Origin of the sequence: Geothrix rubra, assembly GCF_030268065.1 — a bacterium.
In the GTDB taxonomy this organism is placed as follows: Bacteria; Acidobacteriota; Holophagae; order Holophagales; family Holophagaceae; genus Geothrix; species Geothrix rubra.
The window spans coordinates 34,416-49,388 of record NZ_BSDD01000007.1; the positions used below are offsets into that span (position 1 = coordinate 34,416).

A 14,973-nucleotide genomic window follows, 5' to 3' on the forward strand; every position below is an offset into this window, starting at 1 on the left:
GAGCGGACGTGACGACACGGCTGGCGGTGATCCCCGGGGACGGCATCGGCCCGGAGGTGGTGGCGGAGGTCCTCCCCGTACTGGACTGGGTCCGCGACCGGGGACGGGACCTGGCCTGGGACCGCCATCCCTGGGGCGCCGAGCGCTACCTCGCCACCGGCGAGATCCTCCCCGAGACGGCCTTCGAGACCCTCCGCGACGGCACGGACGGCATCCTCTTCGGGGCGGTGGGCGATCCGCGGGTGCCGGACGGCCGCCACGCGGAGGGCATCCTGCTGCGGCTCCGCCGGGACCTGGAACTCGCCGTGAACAGCCGGCCCTGCCGTCCCCTCCTCGAAGCCCACGTCCCCCTCAAGGACGTGCCCGCAGGCCAGGTGTGGATCGAGGTCTTCCGCGAGAACACGGAGGGCCCCTACTGCCTGAAGGGCGTCTCGGAGCCCGGCCGGGCCACGGACTTCGCCGAGCACTCGGAGCCGGCGGTTCGGCGCCTGCTGGAAGCCGCCTTCGCCCGGGCCGCGGAACGGGGCTGCGCCCTGACCGTGGCCCACAAGGCCAACGTCCTGAAGCACGGGCACGGGCTCTGGCTGCGCGTGTTCGAGGCGATCCGCGCCAGCCATCCGTCGGTGCCGGCCCGGGGGATGCATGCGGACGCCCTGCTCTGCGCCCTGGTGCAGGACCCTCGCCCCTTCGGCGTCATCGCCGCGGACAACTACCTGGGCGACCTCATCAGCGACCTGCTGGCGGCCTTCCAGGGGGGCATGGGCGTGGCGCCCTCCCTGAGCTGGGCCCCGCACCGACCGTACCGCTGCTCGGCCCTGGCCGAACCCGTGCATGGCTCCGCGCCCGACCTGGTCGGTCGGGACCTCGCGAACCCCACGGGCATGTTCCTCAGCACCGCCCTGCTCTTCCGTCACCTGGGCTGGGCGCCGGAGGCGCAGGCCCTCGAGCAGGCCGTGACGGTGGCCCTGCAGGGAGGCGCCGCCACGCCCGATCTCGGGGGCACCCTGGGCACCCGCGCCATGGGCGCGGCCATCCGGAGCCGCCTGACGGCCTGATCCGCCGAGCTCCCGAGCTCAGCAGCTCCGCATCACGCCGATGAGGAGGCCCTGGATCTCGACCCGATGGGGAGGGTAGACCCTCGGCTTGAGGTCGGGGTTGTGGGGGACCAGCCAGACACCCTTGGCATCCCGCCGGAATTCCTTGAGGGTGACCTCCTCGCCATCGAGGAGGGCCACCACCCGGTCTCCGTTGCGGTATTCGCCCTTCCGCTGGAGGACGACCAGGTCCCCGTCCAGGATGGCATCGTCCACCATGGAATCCCCCCGCACCCGCAGCACGAAGATCTCATCCCGCTGGCGGTGGATGCTGTTGGGCACCTCGATGGGCAGGGCACGGCTCTCCGGGAGGAGCGGGGTCCCGGCGGCCACGTCGCCGCAGAAGGGGATCAGGCGCATGGCGGGTGCCCGCAGCGCCGGGGGGTTCGCTTCGGCCCGATCCATGGCCTCGCCCACCGGCTCTCCGGCGATGGCCGTGGACACCACCAGGTTGTTGCCCTTGCCATGGCTCCGGACGAGGAAGCCCTTGTCCATGAGGTGCTGGACATGCTTGTGGATGGTCGAGACCGCGCTGGACCCCACGCCCTTGGCGATCTCCGAGAGGGTGGGGCTGCGGCCCTCCTCCTGGAGGAAGGTCCGGATGAAGTTGAGGACGGCCTGCTGCCGCTTGGTGAGATCGCTGGCTTTCATGGAATTCAAGGTAGGACCCGCCCCGGACGGGGTCAATCCCTTTTTTTTCGCTTTATTTCAGATCCGCGAACACCTCCCGGGAAAACCCCTCAATAGAACCCTCACCCCGCCTCTGGCATACTGGCGGATGGCCTTGAGGGTCAAGCATTTGCGCCCTCCACGTCCTCTTTCCGCCCTCCTCGACGTGCGCGTCCTGATGAGAAAGGAGTCCCCATGACTGCCGCCCTAGCCTCCCCTGCCGTGACCGGAGGGGCGAAAACCCGGATCAATGATTTTTCCATCCAGGTGGCCACGGTCAATGGATCGGGCTCCCAGACGGCGAACACCGTGCTGCTCCGCGCCATCTTCCAGATGGGCGTGTTCGTGAGCGGGAAGAACCTCTTCCCCTCCAACATCGCGGGACTGCCCACCTGGTTCACGATCCGGGCGAGCGCGAAGGGCTACGTGGCCCGCAAGGCCACGAACGAGATGCTCATCCTCATGAACCCGGAGACGGCCAAGGAGGACATCGCCAAGGCCGACCCCGGCGCCCTCGTGATCTATGACGAGCCCCTGCAGCTGGACAAGCTCCGTGCGGACCTCACCTGCTTCCCCGTGCCCTTCCAGAAGCTGGTCACCGCCTCCTGCCCCGAGCCCAAGCTGCACAAGCTGGTGAAGAACATGATCTACGTCGGCGTGGCCGCGCGGATCCTGGGCGTGGACATGGAGGAGGCCAAGAAGGCCATCGCCAAGCAGCTCAAGGGCAAGGCCAAGGCCGTGGAGCTCAACCAGAACGCCGCCCTGGCGGGCTACGACTGGGCCATGGAGAACCTGCCCGACCAGGACCACATCCGGGTCGTGCGCGACAACAAGACCCAGGGCCTGATCATCGTGGACGGCAACGAGGCCTGCGCCCTCGGCGCCATGTTCGCCGGCGTCACCGTGGTGGGCTGGTATCCCATCACCCCCGCCTCCAGCCTCGTCGAGACCTTCATCGAATACGCCGAGGAGTACCGCAAGGATCCCAAGACCGGCAAGTCGAACGTCGCCATCGTGCAGATGGAGGACGAGCTGGCCTCGGCCGGCGTGGTGCTGGCCGCCGGCTGGGCGGGCGCCCGGTCCATGACCTCCACGGCGGGCCCCGGCATCTCCCTCATGAGCGAGTTCATCGGCCTGGGCTACTACGTCGAGGCCCCCGGCGTCTTCTTCAACGTGGCGCGCACCGGCCCCAGCACCGGCCTGCCCACCCGCACCCAGCAGTCCGACATCGAGATGTGCGCCAAGGCCAGCCACGGCGACACGCTGCACATCAACCTCTACCCCGGGAACATGGAGGAGTGCTTCCAGTTCTCCTACGACGCCTTCGACCTGGCCGAGCGCTTCCAGACCCCGATCTTCGTGGTGACGGACCTCGACCTCGGCATGCAGAACTGGTCCTCCAAGCCCTTCACCTACCCCGACAAGCCCTTCGACCGCGGCAAGGTCCTCAACCAGCAGCAGCTGGCGGAGATCAAGGACTGGGGCCGCTACAAGGACGTCGACGGGGACGGCATCTGCTACCGCACCCTGCCCGGGACCCCCGGCGGCAAGGGCGCCTACTTCACCCGCGGCTCGGGCCACAACGACTACGCCCTCTATTCCGAGAAGCCCGAGGACTACGTCTCCGTCGTGAACCGCCTCCGGAAGAAGTACGAGACCGCCAAGTCCTACGTGCCGGGACCAGTCTTCCGGAACCTCGGCTCCGACAAGGGCATCCTGGCCTTCGGCTCCAGCGATCCGGCGGTGGTCGAGGCCCAGGACACCCTCGCCGAGCAGGGCGTGAAGACCGACTACCTCCGGCTGCGGGCCCTGCCCTTCACCGCCGAGGTGGATGCCTTCGTGAAGGCGAAGCAGGTGGTCTACGTGGTCGAGCAGAACCGGGATGGCCAGATGGCCAACCTGCTCCGCGAGTTCTATCCGGAGCACGCCACCAAGTTCAAGAACGTCCTGCACTACGACGGCCTCGCCATCGACGCGAAGTGCATCGTGGACCAGATCACCGCCTTCGAGCAGAAGTAGAGAGGAGCCTGACATGTCCACTGCCACCCCTTCCGCTCCCACCAACCGCCTCGGCATGACCAAGCAGGACTACGTGGGCTCCAAGTCCACCCTCTGCGCCGGCTGCGGTCATGACAGCATCACCGGCCAGATCATCAACGCCGCCTTCGAGTCCAGCATCGAGGGCTACCGGGTCGCCAAGTATTCCGGCATCGGCTGCTCCTCCAAGACCCCGGCCTACTTCCTGAACCAGGGCTGGGGCTTCAACAGCGTGCACGGCCGCATGCCCGCCATCGCCACCGGCGCCTCCCTGGCCAACCGCAGCCTCATCAACATCGGCGTCTCCGGCGACGGCGATTCCATGTCCATCGGCATGGGCCAGTTCGTCCATGCGGTCCGGCGCAATGTCCCGATGATCTACATCATCGAGGACAACGGCGTCTACGGCCTCACCAAGGGCCAGTTCTCCGCCACCGCGGACAAGGGCTCCCACCTCAAGTCCGGGGCCGTGAACAACCTTCCCCCCATCGACCCCTGCACCCTGGCCATCGAGCTGGGCTGCGGCTTCGTGGCCCGCTCCTTCTCCGGCAACCCCAAGCAGCTGAACGCCATCCTCAAGGCCGCCTTCGCCTACGAAGGCACCTCGGTGATCGACATCATCAGCCCCTGTGTCACCTTCAACAACCACGACGCCTCGACGCGCTCCTACAAGCACGTCAAGGACCACGATTTCCCCCTCCACGACCTGGGCTTCATCCAGTATTCGGAGGTCGAGGACGTGGAGATCGCCGCCGGCGAGACGGAGATCGTCACCTTCCCCGACGGCTCCAAGGTGGCCATCAAGGCCATCCACGAAGGCTATGACCCCACGGACCGCTTCTCGGCCAGCAAGGCCATCCACGAGTCCATGCATAAGGGCGAGTTCCTCACGGGCCTGCTCTACATCAACCCCCAGAACGCACCCCTGCCCGAGGTGCTGAACCTCGTGGACGAGCCTCTGGTCAGCCTGCCCGAGTCCGCCGTGAAGCCCGGCCCCGAGGTGCTGGCCGCCATCATGGAAACGCTGAAGTAGGTCCAGGGATCCCCCGGAACGGCCGCCCGGCAGGGCGGCCGTCCGCGTACCCTGCGCATTGACGGACGGCAGGGCCACGCTACACTGGAGCTTCGTGGGCCTGTAGCTCAGCTGGGAGAGCGCCGCGTTCGCAATGCGGAGGTCGTCAGTTCGATCCTGATCAGGTCCACCAGTCACAAAACGGGCGGCGCCGGCCGCCCGTTTTGTATGCTGGAGGGATGATCGGACGCCTGCGCGGGGAACTCATCCAGAAGCTGCCGAACCTGGCGCTCGTCGAATGCGGCGGGGTCGGCTACGCGGCGGCCATCAGCCTGTCCACCTACGGCCTGCTGGCCGAGCCGGGGGCCGAGGTCATCCTCCACACGGAACTGCTGGTGCGGGAGAACGAGCTCTCCCTGCTGGGGTTCGCCACGGCCCAGGAGCGGGAGCTCTACCGGCTGCTGGTCAAGGTGGACGGCGTGGGGCCCAAACTCGCCCTGGCGGCCCTGGGCGCCCTGCCCCTGGAGGATCTGGTGCTGGCGATCCGCACCCGCGACGTGAAGGCCCTCACCCGCATCCCGGGCGTCGGGAAGAAGACGGCGGAGAAGCTGTGCTTCGAGCTGTCCGAGAAGATGGGCGGGATCTCCGGCCTCTCCGGGCTGGGCGGCTCGGGGGCTGCGGGCGATCCGTGGGAATCCGATCTCAGGTCCGCCCTCACGAACCTGGGTTTCAAGGAGGAGATGGTCCTGCCGGTGGTGGCGGAGCTGCGGGACGAGAAGCCGCCCCTGGCAGAGGCCATCCGCCGTTCCCTGAAGGCGCTGCAGCGATGAGCACGCGCATCCTCGCCACCTCCGCCCTCGTGGGCCCGGCCCTGGCCGACCTCGGTACCCGCTTCCCGGACCTCCGCATCGCCCCGTTCCGTTCCCCCGAATGGACCGCCGCCCTGCCGGACGCCGAGGCTCTGGTCGTCCTGCTCTCCGAACCCCTCGCCGAGGCCGATCTCGCCGCCGCGCCCCGCCTCCGCGCCATCGGCACCTACTCCGTGGGCGTGAACCACCTGCCCCTGGCGGCCTGCCAGACGCGGGGCATCACGGTGGTGAACACACCCGGCGTGCTCACGGATGCGACCGCGGATCTCGCCCTGGCCCTGCTCCTGGCGGTCACCCGCCGGGTGGCCGAGGGCGAGGCCCTCGTGCGCTCCGGGGCCTGGACCGGCTGGGCGCCCGACCAGCTGCTCGGGCCCGGCCTCGCCGGCAAGGCCTGCGGCATCCTCGGCAGCGGCCCCATCGGCCGGGCCTTCGCCCGCCGGGTCTGGGCCCTGGGCATGACGCCCCGCTTCTGGGACCGGGACGGGTCCGGCGGGTCCGTGGACTTCGGCCCGGACCGCGCGCCGCGTCTCGCCCTCCCGGACCTCCTGCCCCAGAGCGCCGTGCTGTCCCTCCACTGCCCGCTCACGGAGCAGACCCGCGGCCTCCTGGACCGGCCGGCCCTGGAGCGGCTCCCCGCCGGCGCCGTGGTCATCAACACCGCACGGGGCGGCATCCTCGACGAATCCGCCGCCATGGCGCTCCTCGGCTCCGGCCACCTGGGCGGCGTGGGGCTCGATGTCTATGCGGGCGAGCCGGCGGTGGATCCGCGCTGGTTCGGGACGCCCCGCACCGTGCTGCTCCCGCACCTCGGATCCGCGACGGTGGAGACCCGCGAGGCCATGGCGAAGCTGCTCTGCGACGGCCTCGCGGCGGCACTGGCCGCCCCCCGGTGATAAGCTGTAGCCCCACCGCGAGGACTCCCATGGCACGCCCCTGGCTCAAGCTGCTCGATCCCGGGCTGACCGCCCTGAAGGAGAGGGCGGGTACCGCCTTCGAGGAGCGCCTTGGCCTGGCCCGCGCCCTCAACGGGCGCGGACGCCACGCGGAGGCCAAGGAGATCCTGGAGGGCCTCCTGGCGGAGGACCGCGCCCACGGCGAAGCCTGGTTCGAGCGGCTCCTCTGCCACGGCGACCACGCGCCGGAGGAGGAGGGCCTGGAACTCCTCGCCCAGCTCGAATCCCTGCGGGACGAGTCCCCCAAGGACAGCGCCCACCTGCGGAACCTCGGCTACCTCCGGCTCCTGCTGCAGGATCCCGATGGCGCCGAGCTCTCCCTCCAGCAGTCCCTGGCCCTCCAGGGGCAGGATGCGAAGGCCCTGGAGCTGATGGGCCTCCTGCACCTGCACCGCGGGCAGGCGCCCGAGGCCAAGGCCTGGCTGCTGAAGGCCCTGAGCCTCCAGCCGAAGGATCCCCGCACCCTCCGCCTGCTGGCCATCGCCCTGGAGCAGATGGGCGACTGGACCGGCGCCGAGGCGCAGCTCCTGGCGGCCCTGAAGGCCGACGAGTGCTACTACTGGGGCTGGCACGCCCTCGGCGAGCAGCTGCTCAAGCGCGGCGACCTGGAGGAGGGCCTCCGGTGCATCCAGAAGGCCCGGAGCCTCCACATCGGTGATCCCGCCAGCTACTTCATCCTCGCCGAGATCTTCAGCGAACAGGGGCATCTGGAACTGGCCCAGGGCCAGCTCCACACGCTCATGCTGCTGGCCCCCCCCGCGCCCGTGCTGGCCGAGGCCCAGGCCCTGCTCGGCGAACTGAAGCGCGACATGGGTGACCGCGATGGCGCCGTCTCCTACTTCAGCCTCGCCACCGAGACCGATCCCGACGCCGCCAATCCCTGGGCCGCCCTGGGCGACATGGCCCGGGAGGAGAACCGCTGGGAGGACGCCCTGCGCTGCTACCGCGAGGCCCTCATGCGCGAGCCCGACGCCTCGGACCTCCAGGTCCAGCTCGGGTACGCCCTGCTCGAATCCAAGCAGAGCACCGCGGCCGAGCAGGCCTTCCTCCAGGCCCTGGAGCTGGATCCCGGGGAGTACAGCGCCTACCTCGGCCTGTCCGAGATCTACCGCTTCGCCAACCGCCGCGAGGACCAGATGAGCATGGTGGACCAGGCCATGGCCCTGGCGCCCCAGGACGCCGATGTCTGGAATGCCAAGGGGGTGGCCCTGGAAGTGACGGAGCGCTGGAAGGAAGCCACGGAGGCCTACGAGAAGGCCCTGACCCTGGAGCACCACCACCGCAAGGCCGCCAACAACCTGGGATTCGTGCTGGAGAAGCGCATGAACCACGGGGAGCCGGAACTGCGCGGCCGGGCCGTGGAGGCCTGGAAGCAGCGCCTCCTCATTTGCCGCGACGAAGGTCAGAGCCTCAAGATGGCGACCGACCACCTGGCCCAGCTGGGCATCCACGAGGACACCCTCCGGGAGTGGCTCCGGAATGAACGCCTCGTGCCGGATGTCGAGGTCTGATGTCACAGCCGCGTCACCCCCATGTTTCAGGGGAGTTACGGGTTTCCTGACACCCGGTGTGGAAAAGCCTGTGGATTTTCCTCCGGACTGGGGCCTAAATCCAGTGAGTAGATGAATTTCCCAGGCATACTGCACACGAGAATAGGCATATCAAATCAAATATTTTCAACATTTAAATAGATTATTCACGAGTCTTATTTGAAGGCGTCGCCGGCCGGGGTTTTCCACATTTTCCGCTTTCTTTCGCATTGACACGCGAAAAGGCCTTGGACACCGGCAAAGCAGGGGCGAAAGGCCCTCCCGGGGGACCTTCCCGTCACACCAGTTCGGCGGCTTCCTTCAGCTGGACGCTGACCAGCCGGGAGCAGCCCGCCTCCTCCATGGTCACGCCGTAGAGGGTGTCCGCGGCCACCATGGTGGGCTTCTGGTGCGTGATGACGATGAACTGGGTGTCGGCCTTCATCTTCTGCACCAGGGCGGCGAACCGGCCGACGTTGGCCTCGTCCAGGGGGGCGTCCACCTCGTCCAGCACGCAGAAGGGGCTGGGCTTGAAGTGGAAGATGGCGAAGAGGAGGGAGATGGCCGTGAGGGCCTTCTCGCCGCCGCTGAGGAGGGTGAGGGCCTTGGCCGTCTTGCCGGGGGGCTGGGCGGTGATCTCGATGCCGCATTCCAGGAGGCTCTTCGGGTCCTCCAGGCTCAGGTGGGCGCTGCCCCCGCCGAAGGTCTCGCGGAAGACTTCCGAGAACCGGGCGTTCACGAAGTCGAAGGCCTCCCGGAACCGTTCCTCGCTGGTGGCGTTGATCTCCTGGATGGTGGACTCCAGGTTGCCGATGGCGGAGGTGACGTCCGCCCGCTGCTCGTTCATGAAGGCCAGGCGGGTCTCCGCCTCCTCCAGCTCCTGGATGGCCAGGGGGTTCACGCCGCCCAGCTCCAGCCGCTTCCCCTGCAGCTCGTTCAGCCGGGTCTGGTGGACGATCTCGCCCTCGGCCCAGGCCTCCCGCTCCGCCTCGCTGATGCCCGCCAGGAAGGTGGGGATGTCGGTGCCCAGGGCCAGCTCGACTTCCTTGGCCAGGGCCTCCTGGCTGCCCTGCACCTGGGCCCCGTGGAGCAGCACCTCCTGGTGCTGGGCCCGGGCGTTCTCCAGGGCCTCCTGCAGCTCGCGGGCGGACCGTTCGTGGACCCGCAGGGTCTCCGCGTCCAGCTCCAGCTTCGGCTGGGCCTCCCGGGCCTCGGCCTGGACGGTCTCCCGCTGCGAGAGGAGGGACTGGCTCTCGCCTTCCAGCTCTTCCAGCCGGTGGCGGCAGCCCTCGGCCCGGGTGGCCAGCTCCTGCATCTCCCCTTCCTGCCGCTGGCGCTCGGCCTCCAGGTCGAAGCGACCCCGCTGGGCCAGCTGGAGGTGCCGCTCGTGGCCATCCCGTTCGGCCCAGGCCGCGTCCCTGGCGCGGGCGGCCTCCAGCCGGTGCTCCCGCACCTCGTCCAGCCGCTGCCGGGCCTCACGGACCCGCCCCTCGGCCTCCTGGATGGCGGCCTCCAGCGCGGCGTCCACCGCCTCCTCGGGATGCTCGTCCAGCTCCCGCAGCAGCCCCTGCAGGCGCTTGATCTCGCCCTCGATCTGGGTCCAGAGGGCATCCGCCCGCTCGCTGGCGGCGCGGATCTCCTGGAGCTGGGCCTCGGCCGAAGTCTTCTGGCCCCGCAGGCCCTCGGCCCGGGCCCGGGTGGTCCGCAGGTCGTCCTCGATCTCCTTCAGACGCTCCCGGGCCTCGCGGGCCTCATCACCGCCCTTCCCCCGGCGGGACTCCAGCTCCTCCAGGCGGTCCAGCAGGGCCTCCCGCGTGGCACGGGCCTCCTCCTGCTCGGCGCGGAGCTTCAGCGGCGAGGCCGCGGGCGCGGAGACGCCCAGCTGCACGGGGCCGAAGGGCAGGCGCACGAAGGCGGGCGAGACGAAGGCGAGATCCGCATGGGCCTGGGCGAGGGCCGGCAGGTCGGCGTCCGCACAGCGGAAGGCCCGGTCGAGGAGACCGCCCAGGGGGCGCTCGGTCCCCGACCAGCGGAGGCGGTCGCGGAGGGGCTCGCATCCAACAGGAACCGCGGGCGCCTCCCCGGCGCCCTCCAGGGCGAGGAGGAGGTGGCCGGGGGCCTCGGCGGCCCGGCCCAGGAGGCCTGCATCCGCGGCCAGGGCCTCCAGCCAGGAGCCCAGGAGGCGCTCCACATCGCCCCGTACGGACTCGTCCACGGTGAGCTGCTCGACCAGCGGACGGGCCCGGAGCCCCTGCTGCCGGAGCCATTCCAGGCCCGACTGCATCCCCGCATCGCCGAAGCTGCGGGACAGCGAGTCGGAGATCTGCCGCAGGCGGCGTTCCGCCGCGTCCAGCTCGGCCTCGGCCCGGTGGTGGTCCTGGGCCAGGATGCGCTGGGCTTCTTCCAGGGACTCGGCCCGGCGGCGCTGCACCTGGGCCGCCTCCTCGCCCTGCTCCAGCTGCTCGAGGATGCCCTCCAGGCTGCGCGACACCTGGGCCGCCTCCTCCTGGAGCCCCTCGAGGCGGGGCGCCCGGATGGACTCTTCGTGGTTCAGGGCATCCAGGCGGCCCTCCAGCTGGGCGATCTGGCTGTGGAAGGCCAGGCGCTGCTTCTGGCGGGCCTGGGCCTCCTGCTGGGATTCGGCCTTCCGCTGCCGGTGGGCGTGCAGTTCGGCCTCCTCGTGCCGCAGGCCTCCCTGGGCCAGGGCGGCGGCCTCCTCCACCTTCGCCAGGTCCGCCTCCCGGTCGGCCAGGACAGCCGAGGCGGCCTGCAGCTGGGCCTCGAGGGCCTGGAAGGCATCGCCGGATTCCGCCAGCCGGGCCGCCAGGCCCTGCAGATGCTCCTCGAGCCGGGTCCGCTGCTCGAGGGCCTCCCGGCGGCGATCCTCCTGGAAGCCCCGCTCCTGGTCCGCCAGCTGCAGACGCTGGTCGAGGGCCAGGAGCGCGCTGGCCCGGCGCGACTGGGCCTGCTGCTGCTCGTCCACTGACAGGCGCAGGGCCTCCACCTCGGAGGCCTTCTCCGAGACCTGGGCCGTGAGTTCCGCCACCCGGCGCTCGGCGGCGTCCAGCTGGTCGAGGATGCGCTGCTTGGCGGCCTCCAGCTCCACCGCCTTGCCGGCCAGCAGGACACGCTGGGCGGCCTTGATCTGGGCATCCAGCTCCTGGGCCTTCCGGGCCCGGGCGGCCTGGCGCCGCAGGGAGTCCATCTGCTTGTTCAGCTCGAAGAGGATGTCGTCGAGGCGCTGCAGGTTGCCCTTCGTCTCCTCCAGCCGCTTCTCGGCGTCGGCGCGGCGGAGCTTGTAGCGGGTGATGCCGGCGGCCTCCTCCAGCAGGAGGCGCCGGTCCTTGGGCTTGCTGCTGAGGATGAGGTCGATCTGCCCCTGCTGGATGAAGCTGTAGGCCCGGGTGCCCATGCCCGTGTCCAGCAGCAGGTCCTGCACGTCCTTCAGCCGGGCCTCCCGGCCATTGATGCGGTATTCGCTGCCGGAGTCGCGGTAGAGGCGCCGGGCGATGGTCACCTCGCGGGTGGCCCCGGGCAGGGCCGGGTCGGGCATCTCCAGGACCAGCTTCACCTCCGCGAGGCCCATGGACCGCCGGGTGGCGGTGCCCGCGAAGATGACATCGGCCATCTCGGAACCTCGGAGCATGGAGGGGCGCTGCTCCCCCAGGACCCAGGCCAGGCTGTCCGAGATGTTGGACTTCCCGCAGCCGTTGGGCCCCACCACCGCCGTCATGCCGCCCGGGAAGCTCAGCTTCTGGGCCTCGGCGAAGGATTTGAATCCGTGGAGTTCGAGGGAGATCAGGCGCACGCGGTCAGCGCTCCAGGGGAAAACGGCGGGAACATCTCCCCCCATCATTCCACACCAACCGTGACGCCCGTCCCCTTGGGAATCGGACCGAAGCCCGGTAGACTCGTCACTTCCCCTGGCCTGGAGTTCGCGTGCATCCCTTTTCCAAGACGAGGCCCCGACCGGCCATGGCCCTGAACCGGTCCGCGGGGTGCCCCGGACGGGGGAGCGACCGGTGAGGCTGCCCTTCCTCCAGACCCAGGACCCCTCCCTCCTCTGGGTGGAGGGACACCGCATCCAGGCGGGCGCCCACCAGCGCCCCCTCTCCGGCCTGCCCACGGAGGACCAGCTCGCCCAGGCCCTGGCCGCCCTGCCCGCCGGACCCACCCGCTGGGTGGTGGACGATCTCTGGGTCCCCTCGGTGCTCCTCCGGGACCTTCCGGAGCTGCCCCGGGGCGCGGAGGCCCAGGAGGCCTTCTTCCGATGGCGCTTCGGGCAGACCCTGGCCCTGGAGGAGCCCCACGCGGTCCAGTCGATCCTCGTCGAGTCTGGCACCTGGCTGGCCGCGGGCATCCGGGAGGACCTCCGGGAGACCTGGATCCAGCTCAGCCTGCGCCTGGACCGCGGCATGCGGGCCCTGACCCCCCGCTGGCTGCACCTCTACAACCAGCTGGCCCCGGGATTCGACCTGCCCGGGATGCTGCTCTCGCTGAGCCCTGCCGGCGGAGACCGCTACGCCGGCACCCTCGTCGCCTGGGGGCGCACCCTCTGCCTGGTCCGGCAGTGGTCGGAACCCCTCTCCCCCGATGGCTGGAACGAGGAGCGGATCGCGCCCAGCGCCGCCTTCCTCCAGCGGGAGGCCCGCACACCCCAGCAGATGCTGGTGTGGGGCGCGCGGACCTGGCCCGAGGGCACGGTGCCCGTGCGCTGCCTGGATGACCGGGCCCCCGCCGGGGAGGTGCGCTGATGGCCGTTCCCGTCCTCGGCCTCAACCTCGCGCCCCACCCGAGCCTCTGGCGCCAGCAGCACAAGACCCTGGGCTGGACCGCCCTGGCGGCCGGTTCCCTCTTCCTCATGGGCGCCCTTGGCTTCTCCTGGCGGGCCTACTACCAGGCCCGGCGGGCCGGCCGGGACGCCGTGAGCCTCACCGAGGAGGCCCGGCGGGTCGCCCGGCGGGAGCAGGAGATCCAGGGCACCCTCCAGGACATCGATGCCACCAAGGAGCAGGCCCGCTGGAAGCTGGCGGAACGGATCCTCCAGGAGCGCAGCCTCCCATGGTCCCGGCTCACCACGGAGCTGGAGCGCTGCATGGTGCCGGACATGCGCCTGCGGACCGTGCAGCGGGTGCGGGGCGCAGAGCAGCAGGTGGTGATGAAGCTCAAAGGCGAGGCCCGCACCGCCGCCGCCGAGAGCGACTTCATCGGCGCCCTGCGGAAGGCCCCCGTGTTCGACCAGGTGATCCTGGAGCGCGAGGCCGAGCGGCCGGGCGGCGGCTGGGACTTCGAGCTGACCCTCCCGGTGGTGGCCATCCCGCCCCCCTTCCAGCAGTCGGCCCCCACCCCCGTGAGGAAGGGCGCCGCGACGGCCCCGTCCTCGCCGGCGCCCGCCCCGGCAGCCCCCGCGCCGCGCCCGCTTCCGGTCGTCCCGCCCCAGGGCCCCGCCGCAGTCGGGAGACCCGGCCCGGCCCCGGTCCTCCAGGCCCCGACCCCCGAGACCATCCAGACCCGCCCCGTGCCCATGCCCCGCCGGCGGGTGGGCCGACCGCGGCAGAACCCGCGCGACGACCGGAGCCCCGAATGAGCGCTTCCCTCCGCGCCAGCCGCATCCGTCTCGCCGCCGGTGGCCTCGGACTGGCCCTGGGCCTTGCCGTCACCGTGTTCGTGCTGCCCGACGCCTCCCAGCAGCTCACCCAGAAGCGCCGCGCCAAGCAGGAAGCGGAACAGGCCCGCAACAAGCAGGCCCAGCAGCTCGCGGACCTCCAGCAGCTCTCCGAGCGCATCCGCCGCGGGCGGGAGACCCTCGCCAGCCTGGAGGCCCACCTTCCGAAGGGGTCCACGGGCGAGCTCCAGTGGGACCTCAGCAAGACCCTGCACAAGCTGGCCGACAAGAACGGGTTGCGTCTCCAGACCGTGAAGTACGGTCAGGCCAGCCGGGAGGGGACGAAGGGATCGGGCCTCGAATCCATCGAGGTGGAATTCGTCGCCGTAGGCCTCTACGCCAACCACAAGGCCTTCATGCTGGATCTGGAGGGCTCGGGCCTTCCCTTCGCCGTGCGCGACGGCCGCCTGGAGGAGAGCCCCGAGGGAGCCCGCCTGGACATCGTCCTCCGGGCCTTCCGCAAGGCCGGCACCCAGGAGCGGGAGGACGAGTCATGAGCCCGGCGACCCGCCCCTTCGACGCCAAGGCGATGCTGCAGGAGCTCCGCGGCAACCGGAAGACCCAGGCGGCCCTCGCGGCCTTCGTCCTCGTCATGGCCTACATCCTGTGGCCCGAGGCCCCACGGGCCCGCCGCAGCGGACCGGATCGCGGCGCCGGCAGCATGGACCCCCGCCAGCTGCAGGGCCTGCGCAAGCTCCCGGACCTCGCCAGCCTGGACAAGGCGGGCGAGCTGCCCCGCGATGCGAAGGTCCAGCGGGACCTCTTCCTCTTCGAGGCCCCGCCCCCGCCGCCGGCCGCCAAGGTGAAGGCGCCCCCGCCGCCCCCGCCGCCCACCCCGGAACAGCTGGCCGCCCAGAAACTGGCCCAGGAGAAGGCCGCCGAGTACGCAGGACGTCCCCAGAACCTCCGCTACCTGGGCTTCTTCAAGGGCAGCCCCGCCGGCCTCGTCGGCGCCTTCATGAAGGGCGAGGAGCCCGTGACCCTGGTCCAGGGGACGGTGCTCAGCGACCGCTGGAAGCTGGTCTCCGTGCTCGACACCAAGGCCGAATTCCAGAACACCAAGTACCCGGACCTGCGGATGGTGCTCGAGGCGCGCGAAGCCTCCGGCGGCCCCGTCACCAACCAGTTCTGATCCGAAGGATGAT

12 protein-coding genes and 1 tRNA gene are annotated in these 14,973 nt (G+C 70.4%); 11 read left to right on the forward strand and 2 right to left on the reverse strand.

Translation table 11 applies throughout. From position 1 onward, the window contains the following. Nucleotides 1-8: 8 nt before the first annotated feature. Nucleotides 9-1,055, forward strand: coding sequence for an isocitrate/isopropylmalate family dehydrogenase (locus tag QSJ33_RS14985; protein ID WP_285727679.1), 1,047 nt, complete (start codon nt 9-11; stop codon nt 1,053-1,055). An 18-nt stretch (nt 1,056-1,073) separates the two neighbouring features. Here the strand turns inward: QSJ33_RS14985 and lexA are convergent, their stop codons facing one another. After that, nucleotides 1,074-1,745: a transcriptional repressor LexA gene (lexA, locus tag QSJ33_RS14990; protein ID WP_285727681.1), complete on the reverse strand. Its 672-nt coding sequence runs from the start codon at nt 1,743-1,745 to the stop codon at nt 1,074-1,076. Between the two features lie 213 nt (nt 1,746-1,958). On the opposite strand from lexA, the gene QSJ33_RS14995 reads away from it, so the two are divergent. From QSJ33_RS14995 to QSJ33_RS15020, 6 genes are all read left to right on the forward strand, one after another. Then, complete coding sequence (locus QSJ33_RS14995) at nt 1,959-3,782, forward strand: 2-oxoacid:acceptor oxidoreductase subunit alpha (RefSeq protein ID WP_285727683.1); 1,824 nt, start codon at nt 1,959-1,961, stop codon at nt 3,780-3,782. 13 nt (nt 3,783-3,795) lie between these two features. After that, entirely contained in the window at nt 3,796-4,833 is a 1,038-nt protein-coding gene (locus tag QSJ33_RS15000) for a 2-oxoacid:ferredoxin oxidoreductase subunit beta (RefSeq protein WP_285727685.1), read from the forward strand. A 96-nt stretch (nt 4,834-4,929) separates the two neighbouring features. Then, nucleotides 4,930-5,005 (forward strand) — tRNA-Ala (locus QSJ33_RS15005). Between the two features lie 46 nt (nt 5,006-5,051). Further along, a complete protein-coding gene (gene ruvA / locus QSJ33_RS15010; protein WP_285727688.1) occupies nt 5,052-5,642 on the forward strand; it encodes a Holliday junction branch migration protein RuvA in 591 nt (196 codons plus the stop codon). Further along, nucleotides 5,639-6,574 carry an NAD(P)-dependent oxidoreductase gene (locus QSJ33_RS15015; protein ID WP_285727690.1) on the forward strand — a complete coding sequence of 312 codons (936 nt, stop codon included), beginning with the start codon at nt 5,639-5,641 and terminating at the stop codon, nt 6,572-6,574. Before ruvA ends, QSJ33_RS15015 begins: the two co-directional genes overlap by 4 nt. Before the next feature lie 29 nt (nt 6,575-6,603). Next, nucleotides 6,604-8,145 carry a tetratricopeptide repeat protein gene (locus tag QSJ33_RS15020; RefSeq protein ID WP_285727692.1) on the forward strand — a complete coding sequence of 514 codons (1,542 nt, stop codon included), beginning with the start codon at nt 6,604-6,606 and terminating at the stop codon, nt 8,143-8,145. A gap of 316 nt (nt 8,146-8,461) precedes the next feature. On the opposite strand, the gene QSJ33_RS15025 is transcribed toward QSJ33_RS15020, so the two are convergent. Further along, nucleotides 8,462-11,971: an AAA family ATPase gene (locus tag QSJ33_RS15025; protein ID WP_285727693.1), complete on the reverse strand. Its 3,510-nt coding sequence runs from the start codon at nt 11,969-11,971 to the stop codon at nt 8,462-8,464. 214 nt (nt 11,972-12,185) lie between these two features. Between QSJ33_RS15025 and QSJ33_RS15030 the strand changes: the two genes are divergently transcribed. Genes QSJ33_RS15030 through QSJ33_RS15045 form a run of 4 tightly spaced genes read left to right on the forward strand, consistent with a single transcriptional unit; the run spans nt 12,186 to nt 14,960 of the window. Beyond that, on the forward strand, nt 12,186-12,917 hold the full coding sequence (locus tag QSJ33_RS15030; RefSeq protein WP_285727696.1) for a hypothetical protein: 732 nt from the start codon (nt 12,186-12,188) through the stop codon (nt 12,915-12,917). Beyond that, nucleotides 12,917-13,750, forward strand: coding sequence for a PilN domain-containing protein (locus QSJ33_RS15035; protein WP_285727698.1), 834 nt, complete (start codon nt 12,917-12,919; stop codon nt 13,748-13,750). Before QSJ33_RS15030 ends, QSJ33_RS15035 begins: the two co-directional genes overlap by 1 nt. Beyond that, nucleotides 13,747-14,325: a hypothetical protein gene (locus QSJ33_RS15040; RefSeq protein ID WP_285727700.1), complete on the forward strand. Its 579-nt coding sequence runs from the start codon at nt 13,747-13,749 to the stop codon at nt 14,323-14,325. The genes QSJ33_RS15035 and QSJ33_RS15040 overlap by 4 nt, the downstream gene beginning before the upstream one ends. Further along, nucleotides 14,322-14,960, forward strand: coding sequence for a hypothetical protein (locus QSJ33_RS15045; RefSeq protein WP_285727702.1), 639 nt, complete (start codon nt 14,322-14,324; stop codon nt 14,958-14,960). Before QSJ33_RS15040 ends, QSJ33_RS15045 begins: the two co-directional genes overlap by 4 nt. Nucleotides 14,961-14,973 lie beyond the last annotated feature (13 nt).

What these genes read in the sequence shown, in the direction of transcription:
- QSJ33_RS15035 (WP_285727698.1), top strand. Translation starts at nt 12,917, where the DNA reads ATGGCCGTTCCCGTCCTCGGCCTCAACCTCGCGCCCCACCCGAGCCTC.
- QSJ33_RS15020 (WP_285727692.1), top strand. Translation starts at nt 6,604, where the DNA reads ATGGCACGCCCCTGGCTCAAGCTGCTCGATCCCGGGCTGACCGCCCTG.
- QSJ33_RS15045 (WP_285727702.1), top strand. Translation starts at nt 14,322, where the DNA reads ATGAGCCCGGCGACCCGCCCCTTCGACGCCAAGGCGATGCTGCAGGAG.
- QSJ33_RS15000 (WP_285727685.1), top strand. Translation starts at nt 3,796, where the DNA reads ATGTCCACTGCCACCCCTTCCGCTCCCACCAACCGCCTCGGCATGACC.
- QSJ33_RS15015 (WP_285727690.1), top strand. Translation starts at nt 5,639, where the DNA reads ATGAGCACGCGCATCCTCGCCACCTCCGCCCTCGTGGGCCCGGCCCTG.
- QSJ33_RS14995 (WP_285727683.1), top strand. Translation starts at nt 1,959, where the DNA reads ATGACTGCCGCCCTAGCCTCCCCTGCCGTGACCGGAGGGGCGAAAACC.
- lexA (WP_285727681.1), bottom strand. Translation starts at nt 1,745, where the DNA reads ATGAAAGCCAGCGATCTCACCAAGCGGCAGCAGGCCGTCCTCAACTTC.
- ruvA (WP_285727688.1), top strand. Translation starts at nt 5,052, where the DNA reads ATGATCGGACGCCTGCGCGGGGAACTCATCCAGAAGCTGCCGAACCTG.
- QSJ33_RS15040 (WP_285727700.1), top strand. Translation starts at nt 13,747, where the DNA reads ATGAGCGCTTCCCTCCGCGCCAGCCGCATCCGTCTCGCCGCCGGTGGC.